The 16,550-nt window shown below is 72.8% G+C and carries 17 protein-coding genes; 9 read left to right on the top strand and 8 right to left on the bottom strand.

The features are described 5' to 3' along the window. Nucleotides 1–19 precede the first annotated feature (19 nt). Entirely contained in the window at nt 20–1,153 is a 1,134-nt protein-coding gene (locus BLT82_RS03670; RefSeq protein ID WP_093652344.1) for a GGDEF domain-containing protein, read from the top strand. Between the two features lie 206 nt (nt 1,154–1,359). After that, nucleotides 1,360–2,931: a histidine ammonia-lyase gene (gene hutH / locus BLT82_RS03675; protein WP_208867717.1), complete on the top strand. Its 1,572-nt coding sequence runs from the start codon at nt 1,360–1,362 to the stop codon at nt 2,929–2,931. Nucleotides 2,932–3,104: 173 nt separating this feature from the next. On the opposite strand, the gene BLT82_RS03680 is transcribed toward hutH, so the two are convergent. Continuing rightward, complete coding sequence (locus BLT82_RS03680; RefSeq protein WP_093652346.1) at nt 3,105–3,503, bottom strand: hypothetical protein; 399 nt, start codon at nt 3,501–3,503, stop codon at nt 3,105–3,107. A gap of 120 nt (nt 3,504–3,623) precedes the next feature. Here BLT82_RS03680 and BLT82_RS03685 point away from each other — a divergent pair, with 120 nt between their 5' ends. Both BLT82_RS03685 and BLT82_RS03690 read left to right on the top strand, forming a co-directional pair. After that, nucleotides 3,624–3,992, top strand: a complete 369-nt coding sequence (locus tag BLT82_RS03685) for a hypothetical protein (RefSeq protein ID WP_244291820.1) — start codon at nt 3,624–3,626, stop codon at nt 3,990–3,992. A 237-nt stretch (nt 3,993–4,229) separates the two neighbouring features. Next, entirely contained in the window at nt 4,230–5,492 is a 1,263-nt protein-coding gene (locus tag BLT82_RS03690; protein WP_093652347.1) for a L,D-transpeptidase, read from the top strand. Nucleotides 5,493–5,639: 147 nt separating this feature from the next. Here BLT82_RS03690 and BLT82_RS03695 read toward each other — a convergent pair whose 3' ends face one another. Then, complete coding sequence (locus tag BLT82_RS03695; RefSeq protein WP_093652348.1) at nt 5,640–6,527, bottom strand: helix-turn-helix transcriptional regulator; 888 nt, start codon at nt 6,525–6,527, stop codon at nt 5,640–5,642. 126 nt (nt 6,528–6,653) lie between these two features. Here BLT82_RS03695 and BLT82_RS03700 point away from each other — a divergent pair, with 126 nt between their 5' ends. Then, on the top strand, nt 6,654–7,706 hold the full coding sequence (locus BLT82_RS03700; RefSeq protein ID WP_093652349.1) for an NAD(P)-dependent alcohol dehydrogenase: 1,053 nt from the start codon (nt 6,654–6,656) through the stop codon (nt 7,704–7,706). 175 nt (nt 7,707–7,881) lie between these two features. After that, on the top strand, nt 7,882–8,238 hold the full coding sequence (locus tag BLT82_RS03705; protein ID WP_093652350.1) for a DUF1330 domain-containing protein: 357 nt from the start codon (nt 7,882–7,884) through the stop codon (nt 8,236–8,238). 46 nt (nt 8,239–8,284) lie between these two features. Here the strand turns inward: BLT82_RS03705 and BLT82_RS03710 are convergent, their stop codons facing one another. After that, entirely contained in the window at nt 8,285–9,769 is a 1,485-nt protein-coding gene (locus tag BLT82_RS03710) for an ATP-binding cassette domain-containing protein (RefSeq protein WP_093652351.1), read from the bottom strand. Between the two features lie 374 nt (nt 9,770–10,143). On the opposite strand from BLT82_RS03710, the gene BLT82_RS03715 reads away from it, so the two are divergent. Together BLT82_RS03715 and BLT82_RS03720 are read left to right on the top strand one after the other, a co-directional pair. Further along, nucleotides 10,144–10,809, top strand: coding sequence for a response regulator (locus BLT82_RS03715; protein WP_208867687.1), 666 nt, complete (start codon nt 10,144–10,146; stop codon nt 10,807–10,809). Then, nucleotides 10,806–11,987 (top strand): sensor histidine kinase, encoded by a 1,182-nt coding sequence (locus BLT82_RS03720; RefSeq protein ID WP_093652353.1) that lies wholly within the window; start codon nt 10,806–10,808, stop codon nt 11,985–11,987. The genes BLT82_RS03715 and BLT82_RS03720 overlap by 4 nt, the downstream gene beginning before the upstream one ends. 185 nt (nt 11,988–12,172) lie before the next feature. On the opposite strand, the gene msrA is transcribed toward BLT82_RS03720, so the two are convergent. Continuing rightward, nucleotides 12,173–12,838 carry a peptide-methionine (S)-S-oxide reductase MsrA gene (gene msrA / locus BLT82_RS03730; protein WP_093652355.1) on the bottom strand — a complete coding sequence of 222 codons (666 nt, stop codon included), beginning with the start codon at nt 12,836–12,838 and terminating at the stop codon, nt 12,173–12,175. Nucleotides 12,839–12,941: 103 nt separating this feature from the next. After that, on the bottom strand, nt 12,942–14,048 hold the full coding sequence (locus BLT82_RS03735; protein ID WP_093652356.1) for a hypothetical protein: 1,107 nt from the start codon (nt 14,046–14,048) through the stop codon (nt 12,942–12,944). 83 nt (nt 14,049–14,131) lie between these two features. On the opposite strand from BLT82_RS03735, the gene BLT82_RS03740 reads away from it, so the two are divergent. After that, nucleotides 14,132–15,280, top strand: coding sequence for a cystathionine gamma-synthase (locus BLT82_RS03740; RefSeq protein ID WP_093652357.1), 1,149 nt, complete (start codon nt 14,132–14,134; stop codon nt 15,278–15,280). Between the two features lie 243 nt (nt 15,281–15,523). Here the strand turns inward: BLT82_RS03740 and BLT82_RS03745 are convergent, their stop codons facing one another. The 3 genes from BLT82_RS03745 to BLT82_RS03755 all read right to left on the bottom strand — a co-directional run bounded on the left by BLT82_RS03745 (nt 15,524) and on the right by BLT82_RS03755 (nt 16,543). Then, on the bottom strand, nt 15,524–15,715 hold the full coding sequence (locus BLT82_RS03745; RefSeq protein WP_093652358.1) for a DUF1059 domain-containing protein: 192 nt from the start codon (nt 15,713–15,715) through the stop codon (nt 15,524–15,526). Between the two features lie 64 nt (nt 15,716–15,779). After that, nucleotides 15,780–16,031 (bottom strand): hypothetical protein, encoded by a 252-nt coding sequence (locus BLT82_RS03750; protein ID WP_093652359.1) that lies wholly within the window; start codon nt 16,029–16,031, stop codon nt 15,780–15,782. Continuing rightward, on the bottom strand, nt 16,028–16,543 hold the full coding sequence (locus BLT82_RS03755; protein ID WP_093652360.1) for a sigma factor-like helix-turn-helix DNA-binding protein: 516 nt from the start codon (nt 16,541–16,543) through the stop codon (nt 16,028–16,030). The genes BLT82_RS03750 and BLT82_RS03755 overlap by 4 nt, the downstream gene beginning before the upstream one ends. Nucleotides 16,544–16,550: the final 7 nt, after the last annotated feature.

Below are 16,550 nucleotides of genomic sequence, written 5' to 3' on the forward strand. Positions count from 1 at the left end.
AACTCCCTAAGCTGGGGTAATGGGTGAGGATGTCCGGCTGCGAGCCGTCGTCGCGCTCGCACAGGCGATGGCGGCCGCACGCACTCCGCGGGAGCTGTGGCGCGGCGCGGCGGCGGCCGCGTGCGACGCGCTGAGGGGGAGCTTCGCCGCGCTCTCCGTCTGGGAGCGGGACCGGGGGCGGCTGAAGGTGCTCGTGAACGCGGGAGCGCGCGCCCCGGACGAGGAGGAGTTCCCGGACGGCGAGACCTACCCGGTGCACCGCTTCCCGGAGATCACCGAGTTCCTGCACGAGCAGTGGGCCGGGGGCGGTGCCCCGCGCGCCTGGGTGGAGACGGCGGACGGCGCGGCCGAGGGCGAGCACGGCTACAGCCACCAGCGGGTCGACGCGCTGCGGCAGCGCGGGCGCGGCTGCTGCGTCGTCGCGCCGATCGTGCTGCACGGCCGGGCCTGGGGCGAGCTGTACGTGGCGCGTCCGGCGGGTGAGCCCGTGTTCGAGCGGGACGACGCCGACTTCGCGACCGTGCTCGCCCAGGTCGTGGCGGCCGGGATCGCTCAGCAGGAGAGACTGGAGGAGGTTCGCAGGCTCGCGTTCACCGATCCGCTGACCGGGCTCGCGAACCGGCGGGCCGTCGACGTCCGGCTGGACGAGGTGCTGGAGCGGCACCGGACGGACGGTTCCGTGGTCTCGCTGGTGGTGTGCGACCTCAACGGCCTCAAGCGGGTCAACGACACCCACGGCCACGCGGCCGGCGATCGGCTGCTGGAGCGCTTCGGCTCGGTGCTGTCGCTGTGCGGCGCGATGCTGCCGGGGGCGCTGGCCGCCCGCCTCGGCGGCGACGAGTTCTGCCTGCTCACGGCCGGGCCGTCGGCCGATGACGTCGTCGAGGTCGCCGAGGAACTCTGCGTACGGGCGGGTGAGTTGAAGCTGGGGGAGGGGGTCGCGTGCGGCGTCGCGTCGACGGGCGATCCGATCGGCGCGGTGCGCTCCGCACGCCGGCTGTTCCGGCTCGCGGACGCCGCTCAGTACCGCGCGAAGGCCGCCCGTGCGACGGGGCCCGTGGTCGCGGGCCGGGACGACTCGGTGCTGCCGCTCGCGGACACCCCGCCGCCGTCGTCGCAGGACCGCCGCCGCTTCCGGGACGCTCGCCACTGACGCCCCTTCGCCCCGTACTCCTCGGCGAGGGCGGCACTGTCCGCGCCGCTGCCGGCCGCGTGCGCGGCACGCGCCCCGGGGGCTGCCGCCGGCCCGTCCGTGCCCGGGCAGGCGGTGGCCGGGCACGGTCGAGCCGGCCGCCGCCGGTCGAGCCCACCCACCCCGTGACAGAGAGGGATTCAATCCGTAGGGTGCTGAATATGGATATGCAAACCGTCGTGGTGGGGACGTCCGGGACCACCGCCGAAGACGTCATCGCCGTGGCCCGCGGCAACGCCCGGATCGAGCTCTCCGACGACGCGCTCTCCGCGCTCGCCGCCGCGCGCGCGATCGTGGACGCACTGGCCGCGAAGCCCGAACCGGTGTACGGGGTCTCGACCGGGTTCGGCGCCCTGGCGACCCGGCACATCGGTCACGACCTGCGCACCCAGCTGCAGCGCAACATCGTCCGCTCGCACGCCGCCGGCATGGGCCCGCGCGTCGAGCGCGAGGTCGTCCGCGCCCTGATGTTCCTGCGGCTCAAGACCGTGGCCTCCGGGCACACCGGCGTACGCCCCGAGGTCGCGCAGACCATGGCGGACGTCCTCAACGCCGGGATCACACCGGTCGTGCACGAGTACGGTTCCCTCGGGTGCTCCGGCGACCTCGCGCCGCTGTCGCACTGTGCGCTGACGCTGATGGGCGAGGGTGACGCCGAAGGGCCCGACGGCACCGTCCGCCCCGCCGGCGAACTGCTCGCCGCCCACGGCATCAAGCCCGTCGAACTGCACGAGAAGGAGGGCCTCGCCCTCCTCAACGGCACCGACGGCATGCTCGGCATGCTGATCATGGCCCTCGCCGATCTGCGCAGGCTCTACACCTCCGCCGACATCACCGCGGCCCTGACGCTGGAGGGCCTGCTCGGCACCGACAAGGTCCTCGCGCCCGAGCTGCACGCCATCCGGCCCCACCCCGGCCAGGCCGCCTCCGCCGCCAACATGAGTGCCGTGCTCAAGGGTTCCGAGCTGACCGGCCACTTCCAGGAGGAGGAGGCCCCGCGGGTCCAGGACGCCTACTCGGTGCGCTGCGCACCGCAGGTCGCCGGCGCCGGCCGGGACACCATCGCCCACGCCGCCCTGGTCGCCGAGCGCGAACTCGCCGCCGCCATCGACAATCCGGTGGTGCTGCCCGGGGGCGGCTCCGAGGCCGGAGGCGCCGGGGGAGGCAGGGTCGAGTCCAACGGCAACTTCCACGGGGCGCCCGTCGCGTACGTGCTCGACTTCCTCGCGATCGCCGCCGCCGACCTCGGCTCCATCGCCGAGCGCCGCACCGACCGGCTGCTCGACAAGAACCGCTCGCACGGTCTGCCGCCCTTCCTCGCCGACGACGCCGGCGTGGACTCGGGCCTGATGATCGCCCAGTACACGCAGGCGGCCCTCGTCAGTGAGATGAAGCGGCTCGCCGTCCCGGCCTCCGCCGACTCCATCCCCTCCTCCGCCATGCAGGAGGACCACGTCTCCATGGGCTGGTCGGCCGCGCGCAAGCTGCGCACCGCCGTCGACAACCTGGCCCGGATCATCGCCGTCGAGCTGTACGCGGCGACCCGCGCGATCGAGCTGCGCCGAGGGCTCACTCCCGCGCCCGCGTCGCAGGCGGCCGTCGCGGCCCTGCGCGCGGCGGGCGTGGACGGTCCCGGGCCGGATCGTTTCCTCGCCCCGGACCTGGCGGCCGCCGAGGCGTTCGTCCGGGACGGACGGCTGATCGAGGCCGTGGAGCCGGTGACCGGTCCGCTGGCCTGACGGAGACCGGGGGAGCCGGCGGCCGTTCGCTCCCCGCGGCCGTCCGCCGGGGCCCGCGCCCCGGTGGCCCACGGTGCCGCACACGAAAGGGCCTCCCCGCGGGGGGCCCTTCCCGGCGTTCCCGAGCGGTTCCGGCCGCTGCCGGCGGCTCCTGCTCCCGGGCCGCGGCGGACTCAGACCAGCCGGCCGCCGCTCCTGCGTGCGGCATAGCTCACGAACCCGGCACCGACCCCGAGGAACAGCGTGCCGCCCACGAGGTAGGGCGTCGTGTCCACGCTGCCCGTGTCGGCCAGCGACAGGTCCTGCGTACCGCCCTGCGGGTCCTCGGCGCCCGCCGGGACGGCGTCCGGGGCGGGGGTGTCCGCGGTGCCGCCCGCGGCCGGCACGCCCCCCGCCGGCGAGGTGCCGCGAGCGCCGTCGGCAACCCCGGAAGCGGAAGCTCCGGACCGGGCCCGGTCCGGCTGCCCGGACTCGGCGTCACCGGTCGCGTTCGCAGAGGGCACGAACCACAGCGCACAGAGCAGGGAACCGGCCGCGGCGGCGGTCAGCAGCGGACGACGGGCGACGGGCACGGGAAACGATCCCCCTTGTGACAACGGCGAATTGACCGCGTGAGGCGATGCTCCGGCGATGCTAATGAAAGCAGCGGGTCGCAGGAAAGTCGGGAGGCCCCGCGCTCTAGTCTCCGTCGTATGACCACTTCTGAGACATCACGCTATGTGCGGCTACACGTCGAATTGGTGCTGGAGGTGGCCGAACCGGAAGAGCTGACCGGGGCGGCCCTGGACCGCATCGACACGGACGAACTCATGCCGGACGAGGAGCGCGCCCACGCCTCCTCATCCGTGAGCGTGGACTCCGCCGAGGCCCTGGCCTACCTCGTCGACCCGTTCGACCTGGTCGGTGACGTTCCCGGTGTGGAGCTCGCCCAGGCGTCGTGGAGCTGTGAGCAGATCGACTACGACCCCGACGCCGACGGCTGGGATATCGACGAGGAAGATGGGGAGACGGACGAGGACGGGCAGGACGACGGGACGGACCGTGCGGCGCCCGTGACGTGACGGAGCCGGCCGGACGGACCGGCCGGGCCCCGGACGCCGCGGGCGGCGGGCCGGGGCCCGTCCCCGGGCGGTCCATGGCGAAGAGGCGTGACGGATCGCGGGCCAGGGGCGCCCAACTGCAACCGGCGCGCCCTCGGGTGCGTCGTTGAGTGGTGTTGCCCACAAAATCCGCCAGGACTGGAACCGGGCGGGGCTGTTTGGGTCTTCTTGATAGAGATCGCAGGTAAATCGGTGACGATGGAGAAGCGTGTGATGACGGACAGCAAGCGGCGCGGACGTCTGGCCGCGTCCGCCCTGCTCGGCGGCGTACTGGTACTCACGGGCTGCAGCAGCGCGGATGCCGACGGCCCTGCCGCCGAGGGCTCGAAGAAGTCGCAGGAGCAGGTGGACGAGGCGGCGGCCAAGGACGCCTCGGACGCCCGAATAGTCATCTCGCCCAAGAACGGCGCGACCAACGCGAGCATCAACAACGCCGCCAAGGTCACCGTCAGCAAGGGAACGCTCACCGAGGTCACCATGACCACCGGCGACGGCAAGGCCGTCGAGGGCACGCTCGCCGGCGACGGCAAGAGCTGGGCGCCGAAGGGGCAGCTGGAGCGCGCGACCGTCTACAAGATCTCGGCCTCCGCCAAGGACGCGAAGGGCCGCGAGGCGCACGAGAACTCCTCGTTCACCACGGTCTCGCCCGACAACAGCTTCATCGGCAACTTCACGCCCGAGGACGGATCCACCGTCGGCGTCGGCATGCCGGTCTCGATCAACTTCAACAAGGCGATCACGGACCGCAAGGCCGTGCAGTCCGGCATCACCGTCTCCTCCAGCAGCGGCCAGGAGGTCGTCGGCCACTGGTTCAACTCCCAGCGGCTGGACTTCCGCCCGGACGACTACTGGCAGGAGGGCTCCACCGTCACGCTGAAGCTGAACCTGGACGGTGTCGAGGGCGCCGACGGCGTCTTCGGAGTCCAGCAGAAGACGGTGACCTTCACCATCGGCCGCAACCAGGTCTCCACCGTCGACGCCTCCGCCAAGACCATGACGGTCACCCAGGACGGCAAGACGATCAAGACCATCCCGATCTCCGCCGGCTCGCCCGAGAACCCGACCTACAACGGCCGGATGGTCATCTCGGAGAAGTTCAAGGAGACCCGGATGAACGGGGCGACCGTCGGCTTCACGGACGACGACGGCAAGGGCGAGTACGACATCAAGGACGTCCCGCACGCCATGCGGCTGTCCACCTCCGGCACGTTCATCCACGGCAACTACTGGGGTCCCGACTCGGTCTTCGGCAGCGCCAACACCAGCCACGGCTGCGTGGGCCTGAACGACGTCAAGGGCGCCGGCGACCCGAAGCAGCCCGCGGCCTGGTTCTACAACAACTCGATCATCGGTGACGTCGTGGTCGTCAAGAACTCCAAGGACAAGACGATCCAGCCCGACAACGGTCTCAACGGCTGGAACATGAGCTGGGCGGACTGGAAGGCCGGCTCGGCGGTCTGATCCCGCCGGCGCACGTCGCCCCGACTCGCCGCACCTGCCGCACGAAGGCGGTGGCCCCGGAGCATCCGGGGGCCACCGCCTTCGCCGTACCCCTCACCGCGGGTCCGGCCGGCACCCCGCGCCGCGCGCCTGCCGGGGCCGCCGCACTCAGCGGGTGCCGCGCGTCCCGCGCTCCGCGGCCGCCGGGAATGCCTTCTCGTCGACGCCCCACTTCGCCAGCAGGCCCAGGGACTCCTCGGACGCCGAGCCGGGCTCCGCGTGGTACGTCACGAGCGACACGTCGTGGTCGTCGGGCACCCGCAACGTCTCGTAGGACAGCGTCATCTCGCCCACGAGCCGATGGTGCAGCCGCTTCGTCCCGTGCCCCTTCTCCTGCACCGTGTGGGCCGCCCACAGCGTACGGAAGTCGTCGCTCTTGACCGACAACTCACCGACCAGCGAGGACAGTTCCCGGTCATCCGGGTAGCAGCCCGCGTACAGCCGCAGCGTGCTCACCACCTCGACCGCCTTGCACTCCCAGTCGACGTACAGCTCCCGCGCGGCTTGGTCCAGGAAGACCATCCGTGCCACGTTCCGCTCCTCCGGCGGCCGCGCGGCGAAGTCCCCGAAGAGAGCGGACGCCATCCGGTTCCAGCCCAGGACGTCCATCCGGCGCCCGACGTACATCGCAGGGACCGCGTCCATCGCGTCGATCAGCAACTGGAGCTGCGGCCGCAGCTTCCGGACCGGGCGTGCCGCCCTTTTCTTCTTCTTCTGGTTCGGCTTCGCCAGATGCGTCAGATGGTCGCGCTCGGTGTCCGACAGCCGCAGGGCCCGGGCGATCGAGTCGAGGACCTCGATGGACACGTTCTGGCCGTTGCCCTGTTCGAGCCGGGTGTAGTACGCCACGGACACCCCGGCCAGCTGCGCCAGCTCCTCACGGCGCAGCCCGGGCACCCGGCGGTGACGGCCGAAGTCGGGCAGGCCCACGTCCGCCGGCTTCAGCCGGGCCCGGCGTGAGCGCAGGAATTCGCTGAGTTCGGCACGCTGGTCCATACGTCAAGTATTCCGGCTCCGCACGCCGGCGGACGTGTGGAGACTGACCCTGTCAGTGGTAGGCACGGCGGACGTACGAAGGACAGAGGGCTGGGTGACCAGCGGGAAAGGCGTCAGCCTCGATGCATGACCACACAAACGACCACTGTTCCCGCCTACGCGGCCCCTGCCGCGAAGGCCCCGCTGGAGCGCACCACCATCCCGCGGCGGGCGGTCGGTGAGCACGACGTCCTGATCGACATCAAGTACGCCGGCATCTGCCACTCCGACATCCACCAGGCCCGTGACGGCTGGGGCGAGGGCATCTTCCCCATGGTTCCCGGCCATGAGATCGCCGGCGTCGTCACCGAGGTCGGCACCGGGGTCACCAGGTTCGCCGTCGGCGACCGCGTCGGCGTCGGCTGCATGGTCGACTCCTGCCGCGTGTGCGACAACTGCAAGGCCGGACTGCAGCAGTACTGCACGAACGGCAACGTCCTCACGTACAACGCCCTCGACAAGAACGGGGAGCCCACCTACGGCGGCTACTCCACGCACATCGTCGTGGACGAGGCGTTCACCGTGCGGATCCCCGACGGACTCTCCCTCGACGTGGCCGCACCGCTCCTGTGCGCCGGCATCACGACCTACTCCCCGCTGCGGCACTGGAACGCCGGCCCCGGCAAGAAGGTCGCCGTCGTCGGCCTCGGCGGCCTCGGCCACATGGCCGTCAAGATCGCGAGTGCGCTCGGGGCGGAGGTGACCGTGCTGTCCCAGTCCCTGCGCAAGAAGGACGACGGGCTGTCGCTCGGCGCCCAGCACTACTACGCCACCAGCGACGACGCCACCTTCGAGGCCCTCGCCGGAACCTTCGACCTGATCGTCAGCACCGTCTCCGCGCCACTGCCCCTGGACAGGTTCCTGGGCATGCTGAAGACGGACGGCGCGATGGTGAACGTCGGCGCCCCCGAGGAACCCGTGTCGCTGAACCTCTTCTCGCTGATCGGAGGCCGCAGGACCCTGGCCGGCTCCGGGATCGGCGGCATCCCCGAGACCCAGGAGATGCTCGACTTCTGCGCCGAGCACGGCCTCGGCGCCGAGATCGAACTGATCCGTGCCGACCAGATCAACGAGGCGTACGAGAGGGTGCTGCGCAGCGACGTGCGCTACCGCTTCGTGATCGACACCGCCACGATCTGAGGCTCCGCTCGGAGCCGCCCCCGCAGGCAGCCCGCCCTGGGCCGTTCCGGGTGGGCTGCCTGCGGCGCGGCACCGGGCGCTGCCGTACGGCATCCGAGGGCCGAGCGCCCTCGGCTGCCGCCGTCCGACCCCGGAGGTAATCGACCGGGCGCCACGGCCGCGGCACGATCGGGGCATGAGCGCATACGCGATCGGCAACCTCTTCCCCCCGGCCCGCCTCGACGACGAGGTCCTGACCTACATGGAACGCGTCCAGTGCACGCTCGACCCCTTCGGCGGCCGCTTCCTCGTGCACGGCGCCCCCGAACGCGCCGTGCTCGAAGGCGAGTGGCCCGGCGCCGTCGTCGTCATCGAGTTCCCCTCGATGGCGGCCGCCCGCGACTGGTACGCCTCCCCGGACTACCAGGCCCTGCTCCCACTGCGCACCCGCCACATGGCCGGTGACGTCCTCCTCGTCGACGGAGTGCCGGAGGGGTACGACGCGGCGGCCACGGCCGCGACGCTGCGCGAGGCGCAAGGGGCGGCGGGATAGCGGGCGGCCGGGCCGACGGCCCCCCCGCCCCCGCCCCCGCCGGACGTCAGCACGTGCGGCCCGCCCTGAGCTCCAGGCACGGCGCCCGGAAGGCCGCGCGGAAGCGGCGGTCGTGGGAGACCACGACCACCGCGCCGGGGTAGGCCGCCAGGGCCGCCTCCAGCTCCTCCACCAGCGCGGGGGTCACATGGTTGGTCGGCTCGTCCAGGACCAGCAGGTCCGCCGGGCGGCAGAACAGCCGGGCGAGCTGGAGCCTGCGGCGCTGGCCCGCGGACAGGGCCGCGACCGGGACCGCCAGGTCCTCCTCGAGGAAGAGGCCGAGCGCCGGCAGCTCCGCGGCGTACTCCTCCGCCGGACCGGGCCGGCCCGCGGCGTACTCCGACAGCAGCGGACGGCCCGAGGACACCGCCGGCAGCTCCTGCGGCAGGTACCCGATCCGGGCCGGCCTGCGGACCGTTCCCCCGTCCGGCTCCAGTTCGCCCGCGAGGACCCGCAGCAGCGTCGATTTCCCCGCCCCGTTCGGGCCGGTGACCAGCAGCCGTTCGCCGGCCTTCACCGTGAGCCCCTCGACGCGCAGCCGGTCGCCCACCGCGACCCCGTCCAGTTCGGCCAGCACGCCGCCGGCACCCCGCGCCGCCGCCGTCGCCAGGTCCACCCGGAACGTGAGTGGCTCGGGCGGCGCGGGCACCGGCTCGCGCCGCAGCCGTTCCAGCCGCTGCCGCGCCGCTCTGACCTGCCCGGACAGCTTGGCCTCGTGCGAGCGGCGGTGCTTGCCGAAGCCCTGGTGCGGGTCCTTGCCGGTACCCGAGAGCCGTTGCCCGGCCGCGGCCACCAGCTCCTCCGTACGGGCCAGCTCGTCCAGCCACTCCTGGTGCTCCCGGGCCCGGCGGCGCCGCGCCGCCGCCCTCACGGCGCGGTATCCCGTCCAGCCGTCGCCGTACCGGGTGACCGTCCGCCGGTCCCGCTCGTCCAGCAACAGCAGCTCCGGCGCGGCGGCCAGGACACACGCGAGAGCGAGGCGGGACTGCTCGCCACCGGAGAGCGAGCCGACCGGCCGGTCCCGGCTCAACCCGCCGAGACCGAGCCCGTGCAGGGCGGCGTCCACCCGGGCGTCGGCCTCGTAGCCCCCGCGCTCCTCGAAGGCGTGCAACAGCTCGCCGTACTCGGCGAGTTCCGTCTCAGACGCGGCCGCGAGCCGAGCCTCCGCATCCCGGATGCGCCGCTGCAGCGCGCGCAGGTCCACGAGCGAGGCGTCGACGGCGTCCTGGACGGTCGCCGCCGGACCGAGGTCGGGGACCTGGGGGAGCAGGCCGGTGCCGCCCGGGAACCGGACGGTGATGCCGCCCTCGTCGGGTCGTTCGGCACCGGCGATCAGCCGGAGCAGGGTCGACTTGCCGGAGCCGTTGTCGCCGATGACCCCGGCCCGCTCGCCGGGACGTACGGTCAGCGACACGTCTTCGAGGACGGAGCGGTCTCCGTACGCCTTGGAGACGTCCTTGAGGGTCAGTTGGGTACGGGCGCGTTCGCGCATGGGCTTTCCCTGGGATGACGTGCCCGGAAGAAGCGGGCGGGGTTCCGTCGGACGGGGGAGGGAGCGCCGGGGACCACCCGCGGCCGGAACGGCGGCAGGTCAGAGGGTCACGCCGGCTCGGCGCCCGGAATCAGAGAAAGAAGTAGTACGAACCCATGCGCCCGAGTGTACGGCCGGCCCTTTGGACGCCGCCGAGGGGTTTTCCGGCACGGGGCGCGTTCCCCGGGGTGGGACCGAGACATTCCCGATGCGTCGGGACGGCAGCCCGCCACCGCGGCCCGCACGCCCGCCCGGCCCGCTCACCCGCGCGGCCCACCGCCCGACATGGTACGAATCGGACAGTGGTCCCACGGGGCACGGCGAGCGGAGCACGCGTGATCCGGGTAATGGTGGTCGACGACGAGGCCCTGATCCGCACGGGCTTCCAGCACATCCTCGACGCGGCCGACGACATCGAGGTCGTGGCCGCGGTCCCGGGCGCCGACGCGGTCCGGACCGCGGAGGAGGCCCGCCCCGACGTCGTGCTGCTGGACATCCGCATGCCGGACGTGGACGGACTCACCGTCCTCGGGGGCCTGCGCCGCCTGCCGCACCCACCGGTCGTCGCCATGCTCACGACGTTCGACATGGACGAGTACGTGGCGACGGCGCTGCGCGCGGGCGCCGCCGGCTTCCTCCTCAAGGACACCGACCCCGAGGGCCTGCCCTTCCTCGTGCGGACCCTCGCCGACGGCGGCACCGTCCTGTCGTCCAAGGTCACCAGGACCGTCGTGGACGGCTACCTCGAAGCGGGCCCCGAGGAGACCGCCGTACGGGGCATCGCCCGGCTGACCGACCGGGAACGCGCCGTACTCGTACTGATCGCCGAGGGACTCTCCAACGCCGACATCGCCACCCGCATGCACCTGGGAACCGGCACGGTGAAGGACCACGTCAGCGCCATCCTCACCAAGCTCGAAGTTGCCGGCCGGGTCCAGGCCGCACTGCTCGCAGAGCGGGCCGGCCTGCTCAGGCCGCCCCGGGACCAGGAGGCGCCATGACCTCCCGCCGCGTACCGCCCCCTCTGATGGACGCCGTGCTGGTCGGGGTGGCACTGCTCGACGTCTGGGTCAACGTCACCGCCGCCGAACCGCTGCGCCTCGGCTTCGCCCTGGCCGCCGCGTTCGCCCTCGCCCTGCGCCGCCGGGTGCCGCTGCTCGTCTTCCTGATCGCCCTCCCCGCGGTTGCCCTGAACGACGCCATATTCGCCGGACTGGCCGCGCTCTACACCCTCGCCTCGCTGTCCCGGCGCCGGTTCCTGCTCGCGGCCTGCGCGCTGGCCTTCACGGTCTGCGACATGATCTCGCTGCCGTCCCCGGAGCTCGACCTGACCAAGACCGCCACCCTCATCACCCTCGGCTACACGGCCGCCACCGCGGCCGCGCCCGTCTTCCTCGGCCAGCTCGTCCAGACCCGGCGCGACCTCTCGCTGCGGTTGGCGGAGATCTCCGAGGCCCGGGACCACGAACGGCTGCTGACCACCCAGACCGTCCTGGCCAAGGAACGCGCTCAGCTCGCCCGCGAGATGCACGACGTGGTCTCGCACCAGGTCAGCCTGATCGCCGTACGGGCCGGGGCGCTCCAGGTCGGCACCCGCGACCCCGAGATCAAGGACGCCGCGGCCACGATCAGGCGGCTCAGCGTGCAGACCCTGGACGAGCTGCGCCACATGGTCAGCGTCCTGCGGGCCTCGGGCGGGCGGCCCGCCGAACTCACCCCCCAGCCGTCCATGGCCGACCTCCAGCGACTCGTCGACGGCAGCGGCATCCAGGCCGAACTCCACACCGACCTGCCGCGTCCCCCGCCCCCCGAACCGGTACCACCCGGCGGCGAGGCTGCCGCCCCGGGGCCTGCGGGCGGGCCGCAGGCCCCGGACGGACTCCCCCCGACCGTCCAGCGCGCCATCTACCGCACCGTCCAGGAAGCCCTGACCAACGTCCGCAAGCACGCGCCCGGCGCCGCGGCCACGGTCCTCGTACGGCACCACGGCGGCGCGGTCCGCGTCACGGTCACCAACACCGCCCCGACCCGGCCGGCCCTGCCCCTCCCCAGCGCCCACTACGGCCTCGTCAGCCTGCGCCAGCGCGCCGAACTCCTGGGCGGCACGGTCGACTCCGGCCCGACGCCGGACGGCGGCTACGAACTGCGACTGGAACTGCCGGCGCAGGGCCACGCCTGACGTGCGCGATGTCCTGCCGGCAGCCGGCAGCGTCCATCCGTCGAAGTCCGCCCGATCGCGGTCCGTTGCCCAGTTCGCTGACGTCGATGCCTGTGTCGGCCAGTTCGGTGAGCTGTCCCGCCAGACGTTCCACTTCGGTCACTACGTGAACGGGGATGCCACCCGTCACATGGTCGTGCCGGTGCCTACCCGTCGGCCTTGGCGACGCCGATCGGGCAGGAGAGCCCCGTCCCGCCGATGCCGCAGTAGCCCGCGGGGTTCTTGTCGAGGTACTGCTGGTGGTATCCCTCGGCCGGGTAGAAGGCCCGGCCCTCGGCGGGCAGGATCTCCGTGGTGATCGTGCCGTGGCCCGCGCCCGTCAGCACCTTCTGGTAGGCGTCGCGGGAGGCATCCGCGGCCTTCGCCTGGGCCGGTGTGTGGGTGTGGATCGCCGAGCGGTACTGGGTGCCGACGTCGTTGCCCTGGCGGAAGCCCTGGGTCGGGTCGTGGGCCTCCCAGAAGACCTTCAGCAGCGCTTCGTAGGAGACGACCGAGGGGTCGTACACGACACGGACGGCCTCGGTGTGGCCGGTCAGGCCCGAGCAGACCTCTTCGTACGTCGGGTTCGGGGTGTAGCCGCCCTGGTAGCCGACGAGTGTGGTCCACACGCCCTCGGTCTGCCAGAACTTGCGCTCGGCGCCCCAGAAACAGCCCAGTCCGAAGTCGGCGACCTCCAGGCCCTCGGGGTAGGGGCCCAGGAGCGGGTTGCCGAGGACGGTGTGCCGGGCGGGGACGTCGAACTCGGGGGTTTCGCGACCGCGGAGGGCCTGGGCGGGGGTGGGCAGCTCAGGGACGCGGCGGTTCAGGAACATGCGAATCTCCTCCGGGAGTGGTTGCACAGGTCAGAACGCACTCCGGGCCCGCGGGATTCCCCCCGCGGGCCCGGAGCGGCAGCCGGTTGCGCCGGCCCCGCCGTCAGTGCGGCAGCGTCGCCGGGCTGCCGCCGTTCGCCTCGTATCCCGCGACCGCGAGCGCCCGGTAGACCGCGTACTCCCCGGCGGGGTCGCTGCCGTGGGTCCAGGGCAGCGCCCCGACGTGGCCGTCGACGTGGACCAGCTGCTGCATGGCCTCCGCCCAGCGCTCGGACCTGACCAGGAAGAAGATCAGCAGATGGCGCACGAGGGGGAGGACCGGGTCGTTCCCGGACGCGTGGTGCGCGGCGTGCAGCGCGCCCTCCACGGCCTTGGTGACGACCGCGCTCTGGTAGAAGCCGGAGACCAGGTTGACCTCGGGCAGGTGCTCGAACACGGCGAACAGCGGCAGCGCGGACAGCAGGGAGCCCTGCGGCGCTCGGGCCGCGGAGGTGGTCGCGAAGTGGTCGGCCTCCTCGCGCGAGCCGTGCCACTTCTCGCACCAGTAGTGGAGCGCCGCGAGGTGGGCGCCCATGTGCGCGGGGGCGCGGTCGATCACCTTGGCCCACAGCTGGTCGAACTGCTCGTGGGAGTAGCCGAGGCCGCGGGCCACGGCCAGCTCCACGATGTACGGGACGGGGTCGCCGGGTGCGAGCAGGGCGGCCTCCCCGCAGACCGACCGGGCCTCTTCCAGGATGATCCGGAAGTCGTCGCTGCCGGTTCCGCCGGAGGAACGCCAGGCCTGCTGGACCAGGAACTCGGCGTGGACGGCGGCACCGCCCGCGTCCTTCGGCGACTCGGAGCGCCAGGTGCGCAGCCATGATCCACCGGTTCCCGGCTGGTGCTGGAGCTCCAGCGACGCGGCGCCCGCGAACGCCTGCACCCGCTGCCAGCGCCGCTCGCCCTCCTTCTCCGTACCGGCGAGCAACTGGGACGCGGCCCGCCAGTCCTGGGTGCGCTGCACCAGGTCGAGTACGTCGAGGAGGTCCTGGTCGGGTCCGGGCAGCCGCAGGTCGAGATCCTCCTGGCGTACGAATCCGTAGGCGGCGGGGTCGGCGGCGTCCGGTGAACCGGGCGCGACCTGTCTCACGGCGTGGCGGCGGCGCATCACGAACGGGCCGATCGCCGCGGCCAGCAGGCCAAGCGCGATCAGGAACCAGAGAATCTCCATGAGCCCATTGTCCCGGACGCCGATGCGGTGGGAACCGGCCGGGGAGCGCCCGGGGGCCCGGCGGGGGACTACTCTCGGGTCGCATGAGCGACCAGCACAGTTTCGAGACCCTCGCCATCCACGCGGGCAACACCGCCGATCCGCTGACCGGCGCGGTCGTCCCGCCGATCTACCAGGTGTCCACCTACAAGCAGGACGGTGTGGGCGGACTGCGCGGCGGTTACGAGTACAGCCGCAGCGCCAATCCGACCCGTACGGCGCTGGAGGAGAACCTCGCGGCGCTGGAGGGCGGCCGCCGCGGCCTCGCCTTCGCCTCCGGCCTCGCCGCCGAGGACTGCCTGCTGCGCGCGCTTCTGGTGCCCGGTGACCACGTGGTGATCCCGAACGACGCCTACGGCGGCACGTTCCGGCTGTTCGCCAAGGTCGTCCAGCGCTGGGGTGTGGAGTACTCGGTCGCGGACACCTCCGACCCGGCTTCGGTGCGGGCCGCTCTCACCGACCGTACGAAGGTGATCTGGGTCGAGACCCCGTCCAACCCGCTGCTCGGCATCACGGACATCGCCGCCGTGGCGGACATCGCCCGCTCGGCCGGCGCGAAGCTCGTCGTGGACAACACCTTCGCCAGCCCGTACCTGCAGCAGCCCCTCGCGCTCGGTGCGGACGTGGTCGTGCACTCGCTCACCAAGTACATGGGCGGCCACTCGGACGTGGTCGGCGGGGCCCTGGTCACCGCCGACGCGGGCCTCGGCGAGGAGCTGGCGTACCACCAGAACGCGATGGGCGCGGTCGCCGGGCCCTTCGACTCGTGGATCGTGCTGCGGGGCATCAAGACGCTCGCGGTGCGCATGGACCGGCACAGCGAGAACGCGGCACGGGTCGCGGAGATGCTCAGCGGCCACCCGAAGGTGACGCGGGTGCTGTACCCGGGGCTGGAGGAGCACCCGGGGCACGAGATCGCGGCGAAGCAGATGAAGAGCTTCGGCGGGATGGTCTCGTTCCAGGTCCGGGGCGGCGAGGAGGCGGCCGTCGAGGTCTGCAACCGCGCCGAACTGTTCACCCTCGGTGAGTCCCTGGGCGGTGTCGAGTCCCTGATCGAGCACCCGGGCCGGATGACGCACGCCAGCGTCGCCGGTTCCGCGCTGGAGGTCCCGGGGGATCTGGTGCGGCTGTCGGTGGGCATCGAGTCGGCGGACGATCTGCTGGCCGACCTCCAGCAGGCGCTGGGCCGCTGACCGGAGGGGCCGCGGGGACGGGCGGCGCGTTCGGGGGCTTCGCTCCCGCGCTTCGTGCGCACGACCCGTCGCGCGGCCGGGGCCGGGTGCACCCGGGCTCGCTGCCCGACGGGCCCGTGCGCCTCGCCCGACTCGTGAGCCCGGCCCGGGACCGTGCGCCCGGCCGGGCTCGTGTACGCGTGAACAGGCCTGCCGGATCGGCGGTCTGACGGAGTGTCCGGGACGGCGTGATCCGGCCGTGCGTCAGGCGCTGACCTTCTCGTCCTCGAGCATTCCGCGTATCTTCTCGCGGAGTTCGGGGGAGTCGGTGTGGCCGTGTACGGCGACGGCGTGGGCGGTGGCGGCCCGGAGGACTTCGTCCTCCTCGCCCGAGATGGTGAGCGTGCAGTCCGTCTCGCTCGGGAACCTGCGGCAGTCGGCAACTTTTCTGGTCATGACGACCTCCTGGTGCTGAGGCGTTGCGCCGCTGATTCCAGGATAGGTCCGGCCGGTGCGGTCTTCACCAGCCGTCGATCTCCGGGGTCGTCTCCGAGGGCGGTACGACCCACGGTTCGACGGCCACGGCCCACACCGCGAAGGCGATGGCGGCCACCAGCAGCAGCACGCAGCCCACGTGGTGGAGGGCGCGGCGCCGGCGGCGCAGCCGGGCGCCGCGGCGGGCCGCCCGGATGTGCAGATCGGCCGGCACGAGCGGGTGCGGGGCGTCCAGCATCCGCCGGATCTCCTCCTCCTTGCGCCCCGGGCGGCTCATCGGGCTTCCGTCCGGCCGCCGGTCCAGCTCGGTGCGCGCAGCCGCGGCGGGCGGGTGCTGCGCAGCAGGGAGACCGCGCGGGTGCCGAGGGCCCGGACCCGCTCCACCGGCAGCCCCAGCAGCGCGGCCGTCTGCTCCTCGGGCACGCTCTCGTACAGCCGCAGCACCACGACGAGCCGTTCCTGGGGTCCGAGCCGGGCCAGTACGCCGCACTCCGGGCCGGTCTCCCAGGTGCGGGAGCGCCGGTGCAGACGCCAGGCGCTGCGCGCGAAGCGGGTGACGAGCTCCTGGCGGGTGCGATCGTACGGATCCTCGTCCCGCAGCCGGTCCCACTCGGCGTACATATGGGCCAGGGCGCCGACCAGCAGCCGCTGTGCGCGGGGGCACCGGCCGGCCGGTTCGGCGGTCAGCAGCGTGGCGACATGCAGCAGCCGGCCACCGGCGCCCGCGACGAATGCCTCGAACTCGCGGGCACGGCGACCGGCGAGCGTGGACTCCCGGCTCTCGCGCACGTCCTCA

Source organism: Streptomyces wuyuanensis, from assembly GCF_900103455.1.
GTDB classification, from domain to species: Bacteria; Actinomycetota; Actinomycetes; order Streptomycetales; family Streptomycetaceae; genus Streptomyces; species Streptomyces wuyuanensis.